This window comes from Bradyrhizobium sp. UFLA05-109, assembly GCF_054185165.1.
Map to the genome: position 1 here is coordinate 95,720 of NZ_JBBIAR010000030.1, position 16,826 is coordinate 112,545.

The window sequence follows — 16,826 nt, forward strand, 5'->3', positions numbered from 1 at the left end:
AAATCGACGGCCGGAATTCTTCGCCCGAGTAACCCGGCCGTCGATTTACGACTGTGACCTGCTTCATATTTCACGAAAGCGTTGATCGCTGTCGATGGTGGGTTCCTGCTGGCGCCAAGCTCCGGCTTCAAGTTCCGGCTTCAAGTTCCGGCTTGATACGGATGCTGAAGCGCTCGGCCGGACGCTTCGCAGCGTCGGCATTCTCTCGCGTTACCACGCCGACGCTGGGCACGGCGCGACTTCCGGGTTCAAATTGGTCGAGCGCTCGGTCTGACTTGATGGCGACGCCGGAGATCGCGAGCAGCCCACCGACCATCAACTTTGGGGTCACGCGGTCGCCAAGGATCATGGCGCCGCGCCGGAGGTCGATGCCGGGCGTCTCCGACGTCAGCCGCCAAACCCTCGCCGAATTGTGAAGAATGTCACATGTCTTCCGTTGATCCCATGCTACGCCTCGTCCGCTGTGGGCGCCGTATTTGTTTCTGAATGTGTCAATCGTCCCGGCAGGGTCGTTTCGGCAAGCTTTCAAAATTTCTGCAAATTCCAAAGTTCTGCAAATTTAATGGGGGCGTCCGCCGGCGCGCTTGCGCAAACGGCATCTCGGGTTCAGATTGAACGCCGGAAGCCGTGTCCTGCAGGCATGCGCGCTTGAGCAGCAGTCCCATGGGCACGAGGGGGTGCACATGCCGCGATCTCAATCCCGGTCGAGCTGGGCGGTCGTCGCCACAGCGGCGACGACGCTGACGCTGAAGCTTGCACTGATATCTGCACTCATGCCCGCGGCCGCAGTCGCGGCCGATGCGGCCGATCCGTTCGCCTCCAACTTCGGCGTCTACCCGCCGGCGGACTCCAACCCGCCGCCGTTCGAGGGGCCCTACAAGTTCCGCAAGCTGAGCCACGACTATCCGGCGCAGCCACCGGAGCGGTCGTGGCGCGACGTCAAGCCGAAGGGCCCCATCACCGTTGCCAACGCCGGCGACTACATGGCACGGCTGAAGGACTATGTCGCGCCCTCGCTGCGCAAGATGATCGAGGCGCCCGCGCAATGGGATCCGGCCTCGAGCGGCTGGTACGACATGCCCTGGATGGGGCCGGCGGACGCACCCGGCGACTATGACAGCGGACGTGATCCGATCCTTGGTGCATTTACCGGACAGATCATTCTTGGAGCGAGCGAGACCAACAGCGGGCTCAAGAGCGACACCGAAAACCACACCATCGTCTATTACGACCGCATGGCGGCGACGATGCTGGACAAGATCTGGAAGGACATAGGCAAGCCCGACGTCGATGCCGCGAGCTTTCCCGAGGGCTCCCTCGTTGTGAAGGCCGGAGGCGTGGCGGCGACGCCGGCTGACTGGCCGGTGGTCGATGGCGCCGCGATCTGGCGCGTGTACCGGCCGCCGCTCAAGGAGATCCTCGACCATCGCCTGCACGGCTCGAAGGCGCCCTACACGCTGCAAGTGACGGATTTGCGCGTGATGCAGTTCGACATCATCGTCAAGGACACCGACGCGGCGCCGGAGACGGGCTGGGTGTTTGCGACCTTCGTCTACGACAAGGATGCGCCCAAGGGCACAGGTGCCTGGGACCAGATGGTGCCGCTCGGTGCCGCCTGGGGCAACGATCCGCAATTCGATCACTATCCGGAAGGTCATCCGCCCGGCACGGCGCTCACGCAGTTCTGGCACAATCCGAAGGCGCCCGACTACACCGAGGCCACCCTCGGATGGGGCGGGCGCATGTCGGGACCGATCGACATCGCCCAGCGCCACGGCGTGATCCTGGTGGAGGGTGTGCAGCGCGGCCAGCTCAAGACCGACGCCGATTGCGACTCGCCGAACGTCAAGCATACCAATGTCTCCGGCGCCTTCCATGCGTCCGCCTGTCTGAGCTGCCATGGCACTGCTCAAAGCCTGGTCCCGGCGCGGATGTATCCCTCGCCGATCATCGCGTCGCTGCCGCCGGACGGAGCGCCGTTCTGCCTTTACACGCCGGGCGGCCCGCAATGGGCCCAGTGGTATCAGAACCGCCCGGGCGACCAGCCGCAGCTTCTGTTGCCGGCGCTGCTGCTGCCCGCGGCCGTCTCCACCGCGAGCATGACGGCGCTGCCGTTCGTACGCTTCGCGCCCAATCCTGCGACGCCGGTCGATCCGCAGGCGGTCCACCGCGCCCTTACGAAGGCGCCGCGGGGGCTCGACTATGACCTGCTCCTGATGTTCGCCATCGGCACCGCGCAGCAGAGCACCCAGGGCTTCACCCTGCTGCCCAAGCGGACACCGGTCCATTGACCGCCTTCTGCACCCAGTGCGGCACGCCGCTCGGCGAGGGCGTCAAGTTCTGCGGCGCCTGCGGCGCGCGGATTGCCGAGGCGAAGCCGGTGACGGTTCGGCTTGCGCTCGGCGAGCGCCGCAGCATGACCGTGCTGTTCGCCGATCTCGTCGGCTCGACCCAGATGATCGACGGGCGCGACCCCGAAGAGCTGCTCGACGGCCTCGCCGCCTATCGCATGGCCATCCGCGAGACCGTCGACGGCTTCGGCGGTTTCATCCTGCATCATCTCGGCGACGGCGTGGTGGTCTGCTTCGGCTACCCGATCGCCAATGAGGACGCAGCCGAGCGCGCGGTCCGCGCCGGTCTTGCCATCGTCGACAAAGTCGCGCGGCTCGCCCCTGCGGTCGCCGGCACGCCGCTTCAGGTCCGTGTCGGCATCGCCACCGGCGTGATCGTCGGGCAGGGCAATGCGGCCACCGCGCGCATCGAGGACAATTTCACCGGCGCGGCGCTCAACATTGCCGCACGGCTGCAGTCGCTGGCTGCGCCGGGCGAGGTCATCATGGCGCAGTCGACCGCGCGCCTGGTCGAGGGTGTGTTCGAGGCGCGCGCGCTCGGGCCGCAAACGCTGAAGGGATTCGCCGAGCCGATCGCAGCGTTCGTGCCCACCGGTATTCGCGCCGGCCGCAGCCGCTTCGAGCGCCGGCTCGATATCGCCCGCGCGCCGCTCATCAATCGCCATGTCGAGCGCGATGCGCTCAGGCGCCTGTTCGACGTGGCGTGCGCCGGATCGGCGCAGTTCATCAATCTCGTCGGCGAAGCCGGCATCGGCAAGTCGCGCCTTGCGCACGTGCTGGACGAGACGGCACCGGATGCGGCGTTTCAGACCGTCAACCTGCAATGCAACGCCGCGCTCGCCAACACCGTGCTGCATCCCCATATCGATCTGCTGCAGCGGCAATGCGGCATCGCGGCCCATGACGAAGACGGCGTGCGGCTGCAGAAGCTGCGCGTGTTTCTCGACGACCGGCCAGCGACTGATCCCGAAGCCCCCGCGCTGCTCGCGAGCCTGCTTGGCATCGCCGGCGAAGACGTGCCGCCGGTCCGCATGAGCCCGCCCGAGCAGCGCGCGCGCACGCTCGCGATCCTGCAGGAGCTCATGGTTGCGCAGGCGCGGGAGAAGCCGCTGGTCGTCGTCTATGAGGATCTGCACTGGGCCGATCCCACCTCGCTCGATTTCCTCTCCGGCTTCGTCGAGGCAAGCCCCGCGGCGCCCTTGATGATGATCGCGACGACGCGGCCCGGATCGCGGCTCGAATGGGCCGCGCGCGAGAGTGTGACCACGCTCGCGGTCGACCGATTGACGGCGGACGATTCCTCCCGCTTTGCCGAAGCGATCGGGCGCGACATCGGGCTGTCGCCCACCGACGTGTCGCGCATCGTCGCCAAGACCGACGGCGTGCCGCTGTTCGTCGAAGAGATGACGCGCATGATGCTGGAGTCGCCGGATCGCATCCGCCGCGGCGATCTGCCCGAAACCCTCTCCGACCTGTTGACCGAGCGGCTCGATCGGCTCGGCCCGGCCCGGCGCGTGATCCAGGTTTGCGCCGTGATCGGGCGCGAGTTCGCGCCCGCGCTGCTCGCCGCAGTGACGGAACAGTCTCTCGAAGAGCTCGACGAGCCCCTCCAGGCGATCCTCGCCTCCGGCCTGGTTGGCCGAGGGCCGGGCGAGAACCTCAGCTTCAAGCACGCGCTGATCCAGGATGCCGCCTATGCCTCGTTGCTGGCGCGGCCGCGGCGCGAGCTGCACGAGCGCGTCGCGCTGCGGCTGATCGCGGACTTTCCCGAAATCGCCGAGCGCGAGCCGGAGATCGTCGCCCGCCATTTCACCCTCGGCGGCAAGCCGCATGCGGCTGCCGGATGGTGGCTGCGCGCGGGCGGCGCGGCGATCGGGCGCGGCAGCGCGCAGGAAGCGGCGGCGTTGTTGCAGGCGGGGCTCGATGCGCTCGCCGATCAGCCCGACGACGAGGCGCGCCGGCGCGAGGAGCTCGGCCTGCTCGCCGTGCTCGGCCCGGCCCAGATGGTAATGAAGGGCCCCGGCAGTCCCGACTTCGGCGCCGTGCAACGGCGCGCCTACGACACCTGCCGCGCACTGCCCGACACGCCGTCATTGTTCCGCATCACCTATGGCCTTGCGCTGTATCACTGGGGCAAGGCGGAATTCGCAACCGCGCTGCCGCTCGCCGAAGCGCTCGATGCGATGAAGGCCGACGACCCCAGCGAAGAGCACACGCTCGCGGCCGGCAACATGAACGGCATGATCCGCCTGCATCTCGGCGATGCGATGGAGGCACGGAGCCGCCTGAGCGAGACGGTCGGGCTTTACCGGCCGGAGCGCCATGCGCCGCTCTATCCGCATTACATGATGGATTTCGGCGTGTTCGGCCGCTTCTATCTCGGCATCGCCTGCGCGATGACGGGCGCCGGCGATGCCGGCGCGGCCCATGCGCGGGATGCGGTGCAGCTTGCGGAGGCGCTCGGCCAGCCGCATTCACGCGGCTTTTCCATGCTCGCCAATTTCATCGTCGCGATGCTGCGCGGCGACGTCGCGACCGCGCGCGACTGGGCGACGCGCTGCCGCCCGTTCTGCGTCGAGATGGGCTTTCCGGAATTCGTTGCCTTCGCCGACGTCGCGCTCGGCTGGGCCGACATCCGGGACGGCGCGGTGGAGAGTGGCCTTGCGCGTCTCGACGAGGGCATCGCCGCCTGGAAGGCGACTGGCTTCGAGACCTGGCAGACCTGGTTCGGTGCGCTCCGCGCGCAGGCGCTGGTCAAGCTCGGCCGCCACGACGAGGCCCGTTCTGAAGTCGCCGAACAGGAGCGCCGGGCGGCGCAGAACGGCGAGCGCCTGTTCGCGCAGTATTTGGCGGATGCCGTGCCGTCGTCGCCGTGAACGGTGGGGGCGCATTACCACACACACTCTCTCTCTCTCGGTCATTCGAAGCGCAGCGCGACGATTGGATCGAGGCGGGCTGCTCGTCGCGCCGGATACATGCCAAACGCAATTCCGATCAAACCGGCAAAGCAGCAAGCGGCCAATACCGGCCAAGGGCTGATCATGACCGGCCAGCCGGCTCTCCACGCGATCGCGATGGCCGCGGCAATCCCAACGCCAGCGCCGATCAGGCCTCCCAGCGTCGCCAAGACGGCAGACTCGACCAGGAACTGCCGCTGGATGTCCCCCTGCGTGGCTCCGACCGCCATGCGCAAGCCGATTTCGCGTGTCCGTTCCGTGACCGAAACCAGCATGATGTTCATGATGCTGATGCCGCCGACAATGAGCGAGACTGATGCGACCGCAATCAGCAGAATTCCCAGGGTCCGGACCGCGGCCTCTCGTGCAATGAGAACGTCCGCCGGGTTGTCGATACTGAAATCGCTACGCGCATCAGCGCGAATATGATGTCGCTGCCGAAGCAGTGCTTCGATTTCGCTTTCCATCGCCGGTCTTGCGGCGACGTCCGAAAACTTGACGGCGATGAAATCCAGAGCCTGGCGGGTTGTACCATGTACCGAGCCAAGCACGCGACTCTTCGCGGTCGAGATTGGAACGAAGACGACATCGTCCTGACTGCGGCCGGCGGCTCCGATTCCCTTCTTGTCCAGCACACCAACGACCGTAAAGGGCACGTCACCAATCCGGAATGTCCTTCCGACCGCGGGACGCGAGTCGAACAGTTCTACAGGAATGACTGCCCCAACGATGGCGACTTTGGCGCCGGAATCGATCTCGGCACTGTTGAACGAGCGGCCATCCAATATCGTCCATTCACGAGCGACCAGGTAGTCGGGCGTGATTCCGGCAACCAACGTCTTCCAGTTTCTGTCTCCTGCGACAAGCGGCATCGTGCGCGACAGCAATGGCGCCGCAACCCGTACGTTCGCGAGGTCGCGCCGGATCGCCGCGGCATCCTCCTCCGTCAGCGTTGGCTGTGTTCCGGCTTCGAGCCTTGCTCCGTTCGAATTGGTTCTCGCGCCAGGCCATACCAGGAGAAGGTTGGCGCCGAGGGTGCGGATTGTCTCAGACACTTCCGCCCGGGCACCGGCGCCGAGCGACACCATGCAGACGACTGCTGAAACTCCGACCAGGAGTCCAAGTGCTGTCAGCGCACTTCGCAGCTTGTTCACCCGAAGTGCTCGCGTGGCAATGCGGAGATCTTCCAGGGGGCTCATCGCACGCGCCCTTGGTAGAAGGTCAATGGAGGAGAATTGCTAGTCGATGCCCCATCATCCTCGACGATCTCACCGTCCCGGAGGGTGATCCGCCGTCGCGCGCGCCCGGCGACCTCCGCCGCATGGGTAACGATGATGATCGTGCGACCGTCTCGGTGCAGTTCTTCGAACAGCGAAAGAATCTGGTCGCCTGTCGTGCTGTCGAGTGCACCCGTCGGTTCGTCGGCCAGTATGAGTGTTGGGTCATTGACGATAGCGCGGGCAACAACGACTCGTTGCTGCTCTCCGCCGGAGAGCTGGTTCGGCCAATGATGGCGACGATGGGCCAGTCCGACGCGGTCCAGCGCTTCCGCGGCCCTGGCGCGGCGTTCACGGTTACAAACGCCCGCATAAACCAGCGGCAGTTCGACATTCTCCAGTGCGCTCGTCCGCGGCACAAGGGCCGGAATCTGGAATATGAAGCCGATGTCCTGCCGCCGGATCCTTGCGCAGGCGCTGTTGTCCAGATTCGCCACCGGCCGTCCGTTCAACGTGTACCGGCCGCGGTCGGGTCGCTCGAGGAGACCCAGAAGATTCAGCAGGGTCGACTTTCCAGAGCCCGAGCGGCCGCGAATCGCGACAAGCTCGCCGCCTGCGATCGAAACCGACACGTCGTGCACGGCGCGAATGAGGCCTCCTCCCGACGGGTAGTCCTTGGAAAGCCCAATCGTCTGGACCAGCGAGGCCATCTTAGAATCCAAGCCGGACTCCGAAATAGTTTCGGCGGCTCTGTGAGGTGGCAACACCCGTGATCACCTGCTGGCCCTCTGTCAGGGGACCTTCCAGCAAGGCAGCACCGCTGTCGTCGCTTGCGCCGAGCCTTACGACGACTGGGTCCGGTCGACCCTCGCCATTCACCACCCATACGGTGGTCGATCCCTTCGCGGCGACACGGCTCTCATCCTCCGAACGATCGACCGGCCTGAATCGCAGCGCCTGGCCGGGGATCTTGAGAACATCGCCGCTGTCATTGATCACGATGCCGAGCTGCGCGGTCATCCCCGGCAAGAGCAGCAGATCGGGATTGGGCGCGGAAATGATCGTCGTGTAAGTCACGACGTTTTGGACAATTTCGGGAGCCTTCCGGATTTGCAGCACGCGTCCGCCGAAGGTTCGATCCGGATAGGCGTCGACCGCGAACTCCACGGCCTGGCCAATCCTTAGCTGTCCGACATCGGCCTCGTCGATCTTCCCATGCACCTCCATCTCGTGCAGATCCCCCGCTATCTGGAACAACGTCTTCGCTTCCAGGCTGACGGCGACGGTCTGTCCAGGATTGACGTCTCGCTTGATGATGATGCCGTCGATCGGGGCGCGGATCAGGGTGCGGTCGAGATCGAGTTGCGCCTGTTCGAGAGCAGCCTGCTTCTGCTCGATGACGGCCTGCGTGTTCTCGAGGTTGGCTTCCGCCATCTGCCGTTCCGCCTCCGCGATTGCAATCGCTTCGGTCTTCATCGTGATCTGTTCGATGGAAGCACGCAGGTCTGCGTTTCCGGAATCGCGCTGCGCCTGTGTGCGGGTCAAGTCCTGCTCGGTGCCGCTGCCGGTGCGCACCAACTGAATCTTTCGTTGGAGCTCTCTCTCCAGCTCGCCTTGTTTGGCCTTGACGGCGGTGGATTGCGCCTCCGCCAGCTTTTCGGCCGTCTGCGCGTTCTCCACTGCGATTTTCGCCCGTTCGAACGCAGCCGTCTCAAGCTGTGCCGCCGCCTTCGCCACGCGCAGTGCGGCTCTCGCCTCGTTCACGCGAGCGACAAAAGTCTCCTGATCGAGTTGCGCGATGGGCTGGCCGGCCGTGACCGAATCATTGAAGCCAACGAACACCTTGGCGATGCGTCCGGACAATTGGGAGCTGACATCGACGGTAACGACTGCCTCGACGGTGCCGCTCGCCCTTACCCGGGTAGCAATGTTGCCACGCTCCACGGCGGCGGTGATGTAAGTCGAAGTCGAGCCCCCCGGGCTATTGGCGTAGCCAAGCCCGACCATGAGTACGCAGACGAGAGCACCCGCAACGCCGAGACGCATGTGGCTCTCTTCCTGTCGCTACAACCGAGCAGTCCGCCCGGCGCTCCGAAGCGGGCAAACCGCGAGCAGGCAAAGATCAGCCTGTTCGCGCCGGAGGCATCTCCGGAGCTCACGGAGAATGCTTTCCTCCACCGGGTGATGGAAACCCGGTCGAAACAGATCCGCTACGGCATCTGGGAATGCTGGAAGCAGGCGACGTCGTACTGCGAAACCGCGTGATCGGTGTTCGCGTTTGCATGGCCGCCGGGCCCGGTCGGATTGCCTGCGTTGCCGGCGTAGGTTTTGGTGACGTCGACATTGAACGGTGAGCCGTTGGCGTTGACCGATCCGCCCGGCCCGGGGCCGACACTCCCAGTATTGCACGATATGCCGTGGTTCGAGCCCGGCTGTCCCTTTTGGTTCGTCACCAGATGTGGATTCGCGGCAAGCACGACCGACGGGACCAGCAGGCAGGCACTGACAGCGAGGGAGGCCATGAGGTATTTCATCTCTGACTCCTGTTTCAAGGCGATGCTGAAGACTGAAATATCGGCCCCTGATGCCCAAAGCCCTCCAGCAACCGGTCACTCGGGGGTGCGAGTCTCGGCGTCGGCACCAGATGCTTTCGCGCTTGAGCCGGCCCTATGCAGCGCGGACGGCAAGGCGCGCAAACTGAAACATTGAAAACACGCAAGGTTCCAAAAATGTCCAATTACAAATGAGTCAGTTTCTGACACCGATGATATCTTTGTCAGTTTGCCTGGCGGCCTGGCCATTGAAGGAGGGAAAATTCGGCTGAGGGAAACAACCAATCCAGCCTTTTCGTGCGACGGCACGACCGAGTGACTTCGAATGCGGAGCGATAGTTTGTCCGCGGTTGAGGTGAAGGAAAGAGGTGCGAAACAGATATTTCTGGTGCGGTAGCCTGATGAGGGGGCAATGAAAAGGACGTCTACCGCTGCGGCCATCTTCTGGTCGGCAGCGCGCCCGGATGATAGCTTTCCGACCCGAGCACGATCTGTGGAGGTGCGTCTTGCCAGCACATGATGTGGATCGGAAGTACGACCGAGACTTCTTGCTCAGTTCCGAAAAGCGAAATCAACTCGTTGAGCTGTGGGAGGTCGAAAAGTATGGCAGGGACTGCTTCAACGATCCCAATCATGTTCGTCTCTACGGGATGGCTCCAAAGGACTGGTACGGGCGCGGTGTGCGCATCCTGGCGCGGACATGCCTTGAGGCCGTCAAAGACCCCCTTGGCAATCAAATTGGTAGCGACATCGCCGAGGTCGTCGCGCCAATAGCCGGTAGCCGTCCGATCGGCGTCGTCGATCCGTTCGCGGGCTCTTGCAATGGCCTTAACGCGATTGTGCGCCATCTACCCGGTGCGAAGGGGATCGGCTTTGAGGTCGAACCCGCAGTCTTCGATTTGACGATCCGGAATATTGCTCACCTCAACGCCCCTATTGAACTCGTCCGTGGCAGCTACAAAAATCTTGTCGCCTCGCACAGACATCCCGCCGATCATCTGATTGTAGTATTCCTCGCTCCCCCGTGGGGTGACGCGCTACGTCCCGATACGGGTCTGCATCTTGACCGTACGAAGCCGCCCATTCTCGAGATCGTTCATGATTTCGAGCAGGTCTACGGCGGGCAGCCTGTTCTCTACGCGACCGAAGTTCACGAAATCAACGAGTCGACGGCACTCAAGGCTGTTGAAGACGCGTTCGATTGGTCAGATCTTCGGATCTACGACGTCAACGTGCCGGGGCTGCAACACGGCATTCTTCTTGGCACTCGCCGCTGGCCGCGATGACCGAACAATGCCTGTCTCGTTACCCTCTCCTGCGGGTTGATCGCGAACTTGACGGCAGAGGCATAGGCAAATCCTGGGTCGGGAAGTCCTGTTGCCAACGCGGGAATGTCCAACTACGCTTTACCTCAGCTACGCCCAAATGGTCCTGCGATTGGCCGCACGTTCATGCCAAAATTCCTGCGCATCGGCGTCCATCAGTCGAACGTTTCCGGATACACGTCGAAGGCGTGGTGTGTTCGGCGCGTTGGCTCGGCGGTTTTCCTGAAGTGGGGCGCCGTGGAAGTCCATGGCGCCGGAGACGGGCGGAAGGTTTACTGGACGCTTGCGCCGAGGGAGAAGACAGTTCGTTGTGGGACGGCGCAGCGTGCCCAGGACTATGCAAAAGCCGCGATCGCGCGGCGTCGCAGCCATCGCTACGAATCGCTGGCCGGACCGATTGCGCTACGGCCCAGATCCGTGGAGCGCGGCACCGAGCTCAAACAGGCGCTCGCCACGATCCTGATCGTCGATATCGTCCGCTCCACCGAAAAGGCTGCAAAGCTCGGCGATGCGCGTTGGACAAAGGTGATGGGCCACTACTACGCCGCCGTGCGCAAGGAGCTGAAAACCTCGCGCGGAAAGGAAGTCGTGACGACGGGGGACGGAGTCCTGGCGACGTTCAAGGCGCCGGCTGCCGGGGTCAATTGCGCGACCGCGATCCAAAAGGCCGTGCGCACGCTCGGGCTCGAGATCAGGGTAGGGCTGCATGCGGGCGAGTATACGGTGAGCGGGGGCGAAATGGTCGGTCTTGCCTTTCACATCGGCACGCGCATCGCCGCCAAAGCGCGCGCCGGCGAAGTCCTGGTCTCGAGCGCGGTCAAGAACCTGCTCGTGTCGCACGCGCAAATCCGCTTCAGGGATCACGGCGTTCACCAGCTCAAAGGCGTGCCCGAGCGATGGCGGCTGTACCGGGTCGAAGGTTAAGAGGTTTACGGAAGGGGCGCTGGAATTGCGGAGCGCTCAATTCGTGAGCCTTCGAACTTGCGAAAGCCGAAGCTCTCGCAACGAGCGAAGGGCTGGCCGGCCCGGCAGGACTCGAACCTGCAACCAGGCCGCTATGCGCGGAGGGAAACGATCAGCTTCGTTGTTTTTGCCGCGGTTTTGTTTGATTTCGATCGCGTTTGTAGGGTTTCGTTCAGATCGTTTCCAGTGCGAAACTGGTGCGATGCTCGTTCAAGGTTGCGAGCCGCCCCTGTTGGCGCCAGGCGGGCGTTCCGCTTCCTCCAGCCGTTTGACGATATCGGCCGGGTGCCTGACCTGTCGCCTGCCTGAATGCGCGCGTGAAATTGGCCTGACTGGAAAAGCTCAGCGCGAGCGCAATGTCGACCAGCGTACGATCGCCGCGTCTCAACAGTGCTTTCGCACGCTCAAGCCGCCTGGCACTAAGGTAGCGATGCGGCGATTGCCCGACCGACTGCCTGAATGCGCGCGCAAAATGGTATCGGCTCAGGCAAGCAATCGAGGCCATGCCATCAAGACTGAGATCGCCTTCCAGGTTTGCCTCTATGTAATCCAGAACACGGAAAAGCCTGTGTCGATCAAGCCCTCCTCTTGCGTGAGACGCCCCGGTTTCGGCGGCTGGCGTGCTGACGTGGTTTTGAACCAGTCTTACCGCCATGCTGTTGGCCAGGGATTCAACCAACAGCTTGCCGGCAGATGTTTCAGACTTCAGTTCGGAGGCAATGGCTCGTGCCACCCCGCCCAGCAGCGGGTCCCTGAATGCGTTTTCATATCTCAGCGCGCCAAGCACCAAGTGATCGCTCTCGATGCCAAGCTTGCTCGGGGAGAACTGGCTCGGGGGAAGATAGATATGCACGACCTCCGGCACGTCGTCGGCGAACTCGACTGAGCCTTTCTGCCAACCGGCGGGAGTAAGCCAAACCATATCGCGGCGGGCGACAGTCTGCTCTGACATCCCGGCGGCCTGCCGCGTGATGAGCGATCCCATCCCGCCGCGGATGCCCACGCAAATTTCGGTATCGGATGGCGCACCCCGCCAAGGGACTACGCCTTTGCCATGAGCCCGTAACTCGGCCGACAAGCCTGACCAGCCTCGATCGACCGAAGATGACAGCAGCTTCGTCGGACCATGGCTCTGCCAAGCGTCGCAGTACGGCTGCGGCTCGGTCATCGCCGACTGACCGTCAACAAGGGCGATGGCGCTGGCCCCTGGGGTGGACGTTTCAAGCTCGGACATTGGCAGTATCGCCTTGATTTTCGGTGGTGAATCTAGTTCGCTATGGATTGAGCCTCTGCAGGTATGAACGGCGCCGCCCCGAACAATGATTTCGGGAAGCCAAATGACTGGCTTGGGAACGCCACACAAAATGTTGAACAAGCGCACGACCTCGTCCGCCTGGATGCGCGGTGTTGCCAGTTCGCTCGCCGCGCACGGGCTGGACGTGGCCGCGTTGTTCGCGCAAGCCGGACTTCGCATCGAGAAGCTGCAGGATGGCGATTTTCGCTGGCCAACCGAGGGGATCAGCAAGCTTTGGACGATCGCCGCTGAACGCTCGGGCAATCCGGACATCGGCCTGTTCAACCCGCACGCGCCGCGGCCCGACCATTACGGGCTCGTCGGCTACGCCATGATGTCGAGTCCCAACCTCGAGACCGGCCTTGCGCGGCAGATCCGCTACCTCAGTCTTGTCAGCGACGCCGTGACGATCACGCTCGACCCGGGAAAGGGCGGTAAGTGGACGCGCGTGGAGCTGTTTGGCGGCGATTGTCCGATTCCCCGTCAGCGCTACGATTATCTAATCCTGACCCTGCTGACTTTCTGCCGCTGGACGCTTGGTCGACCCCTGCGGCCCTTGGCTGCTGCCTTCAGGCACCACCTGCCGAGTTCACTTGCTGCCTATGACGAAGCCTTCGGCGCGCCCCTGCGGTTCGACGCGCCCTTCAACGGTTTGCTGATCTCTTCGGAAGATCTTGCGAGCAAACTGCCGACCGCAGCCCCCGAGCTGGCCGACTTGCACGATCGCATGGCCGAGCAGGCGCTGCGCTGTCTGAAGAACACCGGCGTGAGCCATCGAGCACGCCAGGCGGTCGCGCGCTGTTTGCAGGATGGCGCGCCGTTACGCTCGACCATTGCCGCAGAGTTGAACATGAGCGATCACACGTTCCAGCGCCGCCTCATGAGCGAGGGCACTTCGTTCACCAAGCTTGTCGACGAGACGCGGCGTGAGCTCGTACAGCAACATCTCGCCGATCAGCGGCTGAGCTCTTCCGAGATCGCTTACCTGCTGGGCTATGCCGATCAGAGCACTTTCTTTCGAGCCACCCATCGCTGGTTTGGCGAATCCCCTGGCGAATACCGCGCGCGCGTGACGGCGGGCCAGGGCCGGCAACTTGCTGAGCCGCGCGGCAAATAAGGCACCTCGAGTTGCGATTGACGCTTTTTGCCGGGAGGCCTCGAATGGCGCACGCTCAAGATTGTGATTTGTCCGACAATGCGGTGCAGTGTATTCACCCACAGCTTCTTCTTTAATTTGGAGAAGCTGAAATGAACGACCTATATTGGTGGGTTTCGCAACAGCACCACGGCTTGCGGACCTTCAAAACCTTCCAGCAGAAACTCGAACGTTTGAGCAGGGATGAGCCCGAGCAGCGCGGTCTCTATCGGCTTTTGAGCAATCTCGTTGACGGCTATATCGAGTGGTTCGACGAGGAGCCATTGCCGGTAGAGCTCGCCGACTTGGTCCATCGTCGTCTGTTGGACCTGTTGGCAAGTCTCGATCTCGCGGCGAACTCGGATCGACGCCTTGCCGACATCAATCGCGTCGCATCATTTGATCTGTTGCGCTTCGATGCGCTGCCCCCGAGTGCCAGTATAAGCACCTCAATGTGACTCGATTGCAATTGGGCGGCTACCTGACGCGGTTCTCAAGAACGATCGCACAAGTCTGTCGAGCGCCCTCTGGCACATTCGCCCAGAATGTGTTCGGGTTCGCGTCGCCGCACGAATGACGGACTCGGTTATCTGCTCGATCACGTGCCACCCCTGCCGTGACGTAGACCGCAGATCTCACTCGCTCAACTGACGGCCTTACCTCCGACGCCACCATTTTGATCGCGGGATGATTCCGGGATGGCTCACCGAGCTGTGGCCCGCGAACCGCACGGCTAACCTTTCTCCTGATTGATCCTATCCCGTCTTGGCTTTCGGCTCGCGCATTTCGGACGAGCATTGATGGCGCTCGTGCTCAGTCCAGGTCGTTTCATGGCAACGACGAGCGCGGCGAATAACGCGCATACAGGGCGCCAGCCGGTTGAACGCCGCCAACAGCAACTAATGAAAAAATCCCGGCAACCAGAGCAAAGCCGGCGGGCAGCAAATCTCACATAACTCGCGTGAAGCCGAACCCGTCTTATCGATCGGCAGAGGATGCAAGCAAAAGGAATGGAGATCCATATGACGACCGTAACAGCGCTCAAGCCGCCGGCTGCCCGGAAACCGCTTCCGGCGCCGAACAGCGACTTCTATCAGATCACCGAGACTTTGAGTCCGGATGAACAGGCGATCCTCAAGAAGGTGCGTGGTTTCATGGAGACGAAGGTCGCGCCCATCATCAACAAATACTGGGTCGAAGACGCCTTCCCGTTCGAAGTGCTGCCGGCGCTGAAGGAACTCAATATCGGCGGCCTCGGCGTCGACGGCTACGGCTACAAGCGCGCCAGCGACAAGTTGCACGGCATGCTGATCATGGAGATGACCAAAGTCGACGCGTCGTTCTCGACCTTCTTTGGCGTCCATATCGGCCTGGCCATGGGCACGATCGCCGTGTTGGGCTCCGAGGAGCAGAAGGCGAAGTGGCTTCCGCCGATGGCGCGCCTGGAAAAGATCGGCTGCTTCGGCCTGACCGAGCCTCTGGTCGGCTCGGGAACCGGTGGCGGTCTCACCACCACCGCGAAGCGCGAAGGCGACACGTGGATCCTCAACGGTCAGAAGAAGTGGATCGGTAACGCGCCTTGGTGCGATGTGTCCATCATCTGGGCACGCGACGTCGAGGACAACCAGGTCAAGGGCTTCATCGTCGAGAACAAGGCGACGCCTGGCTTTAGCGTCGAGAAGATCCAGAACAAGATGGCTCTCAAGGTGGTCCAGAATGGCTTGATCACCATGACGGACTGCCGCGTTCCGGAAGCGAACCGTCTGCAGCACGCCAATTCATTCCGCGACACCGCGCATGTGCTGCGCCTGACCCGATCCGGAGTTGGCTGGATGGCGACCGGATTGCAGATGGGCGCCTATGAAGCCGCACTCAAATACACGCAGCAGCGCCTGCAGTTCGGCAAGCCAATCGCTTCATTTCAGATGGTTCAGGACCTCATCGCCAGGATGCTCGCCAACGTCACGGCCTGCCAGTCCATGATGTTGCGGCTCGCGGAGATCGAAGAAGCGGGCAAGCTGCTCGATCAGCATGCCTCGCTCGCGAAGGCGTTCACCACCGCAAGGATGCGCGAGACGGTGGCCTGGGCACGCGAGGTGTGCGGCGCCAACGGCATCGTCGTCGACAACAATGTCGGGCGCTTCTTCTCCGACGCCGAGGCTTTGTATTCCTACGAAGGCACGTTCCAGATGCAGAACCTGATCGTCGCCAAGGCGGCCACCGGCTTCAGTGCCTTCGTGTAACGCCACTGACGGGCCGGCATCACTTTGCCGGCCCACCCATCAAACAGGAGTAATGACGATGTCATCGTCAGTAGCAACAGTTCACCAGCAACCCGTCTCGTCAACGCCGGCACAGGCGCTCGCGAACGTCCTCTATGAAAAGAAAGACGGCCTTGCCTATGTGACGATCAATCGGCCGAAGGCGCTGAACGCCCTGAACTGGGCGACATGGCAAGAATTGCGCACCGTCTTCGAGAATGCGCAGAACGACCCGGACGTGCGCGGGGTCATCCTGACTGGAGCGGGTGACAAAGCCTTCATCGCAGGAGCTGACATCGGCGACCTTGCTCAGGCGACGGCGATCGACGCCGAACGGTCCAGTCGCCACGGCCAAGGTGTGCTCGATCTGATCGAGAATCTCGGCAAGCCCGTTGTTGCCGCTGTCAACGGCTTTGCACTGGGCGGCGGCTGCGAAACAGCTATGGCCTGCACCATTCGCATCGCGGTGGAACGCGCGAAGTTCGGCCAGCCGGAAGTGAAACTCGGATTGATCCCCGGCGGCGGCGGAACACAGCGTCTGCCGCGGCTGGTCGGCAAGGGCCGCGCCCTTCAGCTCATTTTGTCCGGTGGGATGATCAGCGCGCAGGAGGCGCACCGCATCGGGCTGGTCAACGAGATCGTCCAAGCCGCCGATCTCATTCCACGTGCGGAAGCGATCTTGAAAGAGATCGCAGCCAACGCGCCCCTTGCCGTCAGATATGCGCTCGATGCGGTCAACAAGGGAATGGAGACGTCCCAGGGCGAGGGGTT

General features: G+C 63.0%; 14 protein-coding genes. 8 read left to right on the forward strand and 6 right to left on the reverse strand.

Going from position 1 to position 16,826, the window contains the following annotated elements:
* Positions 1–127: 127 nt before the first annotated feature.
* Positions 128–349 carry a hypothetical protein gene (locus Q3C01_RS22645; RefSeq protein ID WP_458147508.1) on the reverse strand — a complete coding sequence of 74 codons (222 nt, stop codon included), beginning with the start codon at positions 347–349 and terminating at the stop codon, positions 128–130.
* Between the two features lie 334 nt (positions 350–683).
* Here Q3C01_RS22645 and Q3C01_RS22650 point away from each other — a divergent pair, with 334 nt between their 5' ends.
* Complete coding sequence (locus Q3C01_RS22650; RefSeq protein WP_458147509.1) at positions 684–2,291, forward strand: hypothetical protein; 1,608 nt, start codon at positions 684–686, stop codon at positions 2,289–2,291.
* On the forward strand, positions 2,288–5,227 hold the full coding sequence (locus tag Q3C01_RS22655) for an AAA family ATPase (RefSeq protein WP_458147510.1): 2,940 nt from the start codon (positions 2,288–2,290) through the stop codon (positions 5,225–5,227). The genes Q3C01_RS22650 and Q3C01_RS22655 overlap by 4 nt, the downstream gene beginning before the upstream one ends.
* A gap of 41 nt (positions 5,228–5,268) precedes the next feature.
* On the opposite strand, the gene Q3C01_RS22660 is transcribed toward Q3C01_RS22655, so the two are convergent.
* The 4 genes from Q3C01_RS22660 to Q3C01_RS22675 all read right to left on the reverse strand — a co-directional run bounded on the left by Q3C01_RS22660 (position 5,269) and on the right by Q3C01_RS22675 (position 9,059).
* The gene (locus Q3C01_RS22660; RefSeq protein ID WP_458147511.1) at positions 5,269–6,507 is read right to left on the reverse strand and encodes an ABC transporter permease; all 1,239 of its coding nucleotides are present in this window, start codon (positions 6,505–6,507) and stop codon (positions 5,269–5,271) included.
* The gene (locus Q3C01_RS22665; protein ID WP_458147512.1) at positions 6,504–7,235 is read right to left on the reverse strand and encodes an ABC transporter ATP-binding protein; all 732 of its coding nucleotides are present in this window, start codon (positions 7,233–7,235) and stop codon (positions 6,504–6,506) included. The genes Q3C01_RS22660 and Q3C01_RS22665 overlap by 4 nt, the downstream gene beginning before the upstream one ends.
* 1 nt (position 7,236) lies before the next feature.
* Complete coding sequence (locus Q3C01_RS22670; protein WP_458147513.1) at positions 7,237–8,571, reverse strand: efflux RND transporter periplasmic adaptor subunit; 1,335 nt, start codon at positions 8,569–8,571, stop codon at positions 7,237–7,239.
* A 164-nt stretch (positions 8,572–8,735) separates the two neighbouring features.
* Entirely contained in the window at positions 8,736–9,059 is a 324-nt protein-coding gene (locus Q3C01_RS22675; RefSeq protein WP_458147514.1) for an adenylate cyclase, read from the reverse strand.
* A gap of 524 nt (positions 9,060–9,583) precedes the next feature.
* Between Q3C01_RS22675 and Q3C01_RS22680 the strand changes: the two genes are divergently transcribed.
* Positions 9,584–10,363, forward strand: coding sequence for a class I SAM-dependent methyltransferase (locus tag Q3C01_RS22680; protein WP_458147515.1), 780 nt, complete (start codon positions 9,584–9,586; stop codon positions 10,361–10,363).
* A 165-nt stretch (positions 10,364–10,528) separates the two neighbouring features.
* Positions 10,529–11,326: an adenylate/guanylate cyclase domain-containing protein gene (locus tag Q3C01_RS22685; RefSeq protein ID WP_458147516.1), complete on the forward strand. Its 798-nt coding sequence runs from the start codon at positions 10,529–10,531 to the stop codon at positions 11,324–11,326.
* A 211-nt stretch (positions 11,327–11,537) separates the two neighbouring features.
* Here Q3C01_RS22685 and Q3C01_RS22690 read toward each other — a convergent pair whose 3' ends face one another.
* On the reverse strand, positions 11,538–12,740 hold the full coding sequence (locus tag Q3C01_RS22690; protein WP_458147517.1) for a helix-turn-helix domain-containing protein: 1,203 nt from the start codon (positions 12,738–12,740) through the stop codon (positions 11,538–11,540).
* On the opposite strand from Q3C01_RS22690, the gene Q3C01_RS22695 reads away from it, so the two are divergent.
* The 4 genes from Q3C01_RS22695 to Q3C01_RS22710 form a co-directional block, all read left to right on the forward strand.
* Positions 12,730–13,776 carry an AraC family transcriptional regulator gene (locus Q3C01_RS22695; RefSeq protein WP_458147518.1) on the forward strand — a complete coding sequence of 349 codons (1,047 nt, stop codon included), beginning with the start codon at positions 12,730–12,732 and terminating at the stop codon, positions 13,774–13,776. The genes Q3C01_RS22690 and Q3C01_RS22695 overlap by 11 nt on opposite strands.
* 131 nt (positions 13,777–13,907) lie before the next feature.
* On the forward strand, positions 13,908–14,252 hold the full coding sequence (locus Q3C01_RS22700; RefSeq protein WP_458147519.1) for a hypothetical protein: 345 nt from the start codon (positions 13,908–13,910) through the stop codon (positions 14,250–14,252).
* Between the two features lie 564 nt (positions 14,253–14,816).
* Positions 14,817–16,037, forward strand: a complete 1,221-nt coding sequence (locus tag Q3C01_RS22705; RefSeq protein WP_458147520.1) for an acyl-CoA dehydrogenase family protein — start codon at positions 14,817–14,819, stop codon at positions 16,035–16,037.
* Between the two features lie 58 nt (positions 16,038–16,095).
* On the forward strand, positions 16,096–16,826 hold a 731-nt coding region (locus Q3C01_RS22710; RefSeq protein WP_458147521.1), incomplete at its 3' end, for an enoyl-CoA hydratase-related protein.

What these genes read in the sequence shown, in the direction of transcription:
- Q3C01_RS22645 (WP_458147508.1), bottom strand. Translation starts at nt 349, where the DNA reads ATGATCCTTGGCGACCGCGTGACCCCAAAGTTGATGGTCGGTGGGCTG.
- Q3C01_RS22650 (WP_458147509.1), top strand. Translation starts at nt 684, where the DNA reads ATGCCGCGATCTCAATCCCGGTCGAGCTGGGCGGTCGTCGCCACAGCG.
- Q3C01_RS22660 (WP_458147511.1), bottom strand. Translation starts at nt 6,507, where the DNA reads ATGAGCCCCCTGGAAGATCTCCGCATTGCCACGCGAGCACTTCGGGTG.
- Q3C01_RS22665 (WP_458147512.1), bottom strand. Translation starts at nt 7,235, where the DNA reads ATGGCCTCGCTGGTCCAGACGATTGGGCTTTCCAAGGACTACCCGTCG.
- Q3C01_RS22670 (WP_458147513.1), bottom strand. Translation starts at nt 8,571, where the DNA reads ATGCGTCTCGGCGTTGCGGGTGCTCTCGTCTGCGTACTCATGGTCGGG.
- Q3C01_RS22675 (WP_458147514.1), bottom strand. Translation starts at nt 9,059, where the DNA reads ATGAAATACCTCATGGCCTCCCTCGCTGTCAGTGCCTGCCTGCTGGTC.
- Q3C01_RS22685 (WP_458147516.1), top strand. Translation starts at nt 10,529, where the DNA reads ATGCCAAAATTCCTGCGCATCGGCGTCCATCAGTCGAACGTTTCCGGA.
- Q3C01_RS22695 (WP_458147518.1), top strand. Translation starts at nt 12,730, where the DNA reads ATGTTGAACAAGCGCACGACCTCGTCCGCCTGGATGCGCGGTGTTGCC.
- Q3C01_RS22700 (WP_458147519.1), top strand. Translation starts at nt 13,908, where the DNA reads ATGAACGACCTATATTGGTGGGTTTCGCAACAGCACCACGGCTTGCGG.
- Q3C01_RS22705 (WP_458147520.1), top strand. Translation starts at nt 14,817, where the DNA reads ATGACGACCGTAACAGCGCTCAAGCCGCCGGCTGCCCGGAAACCGCTT.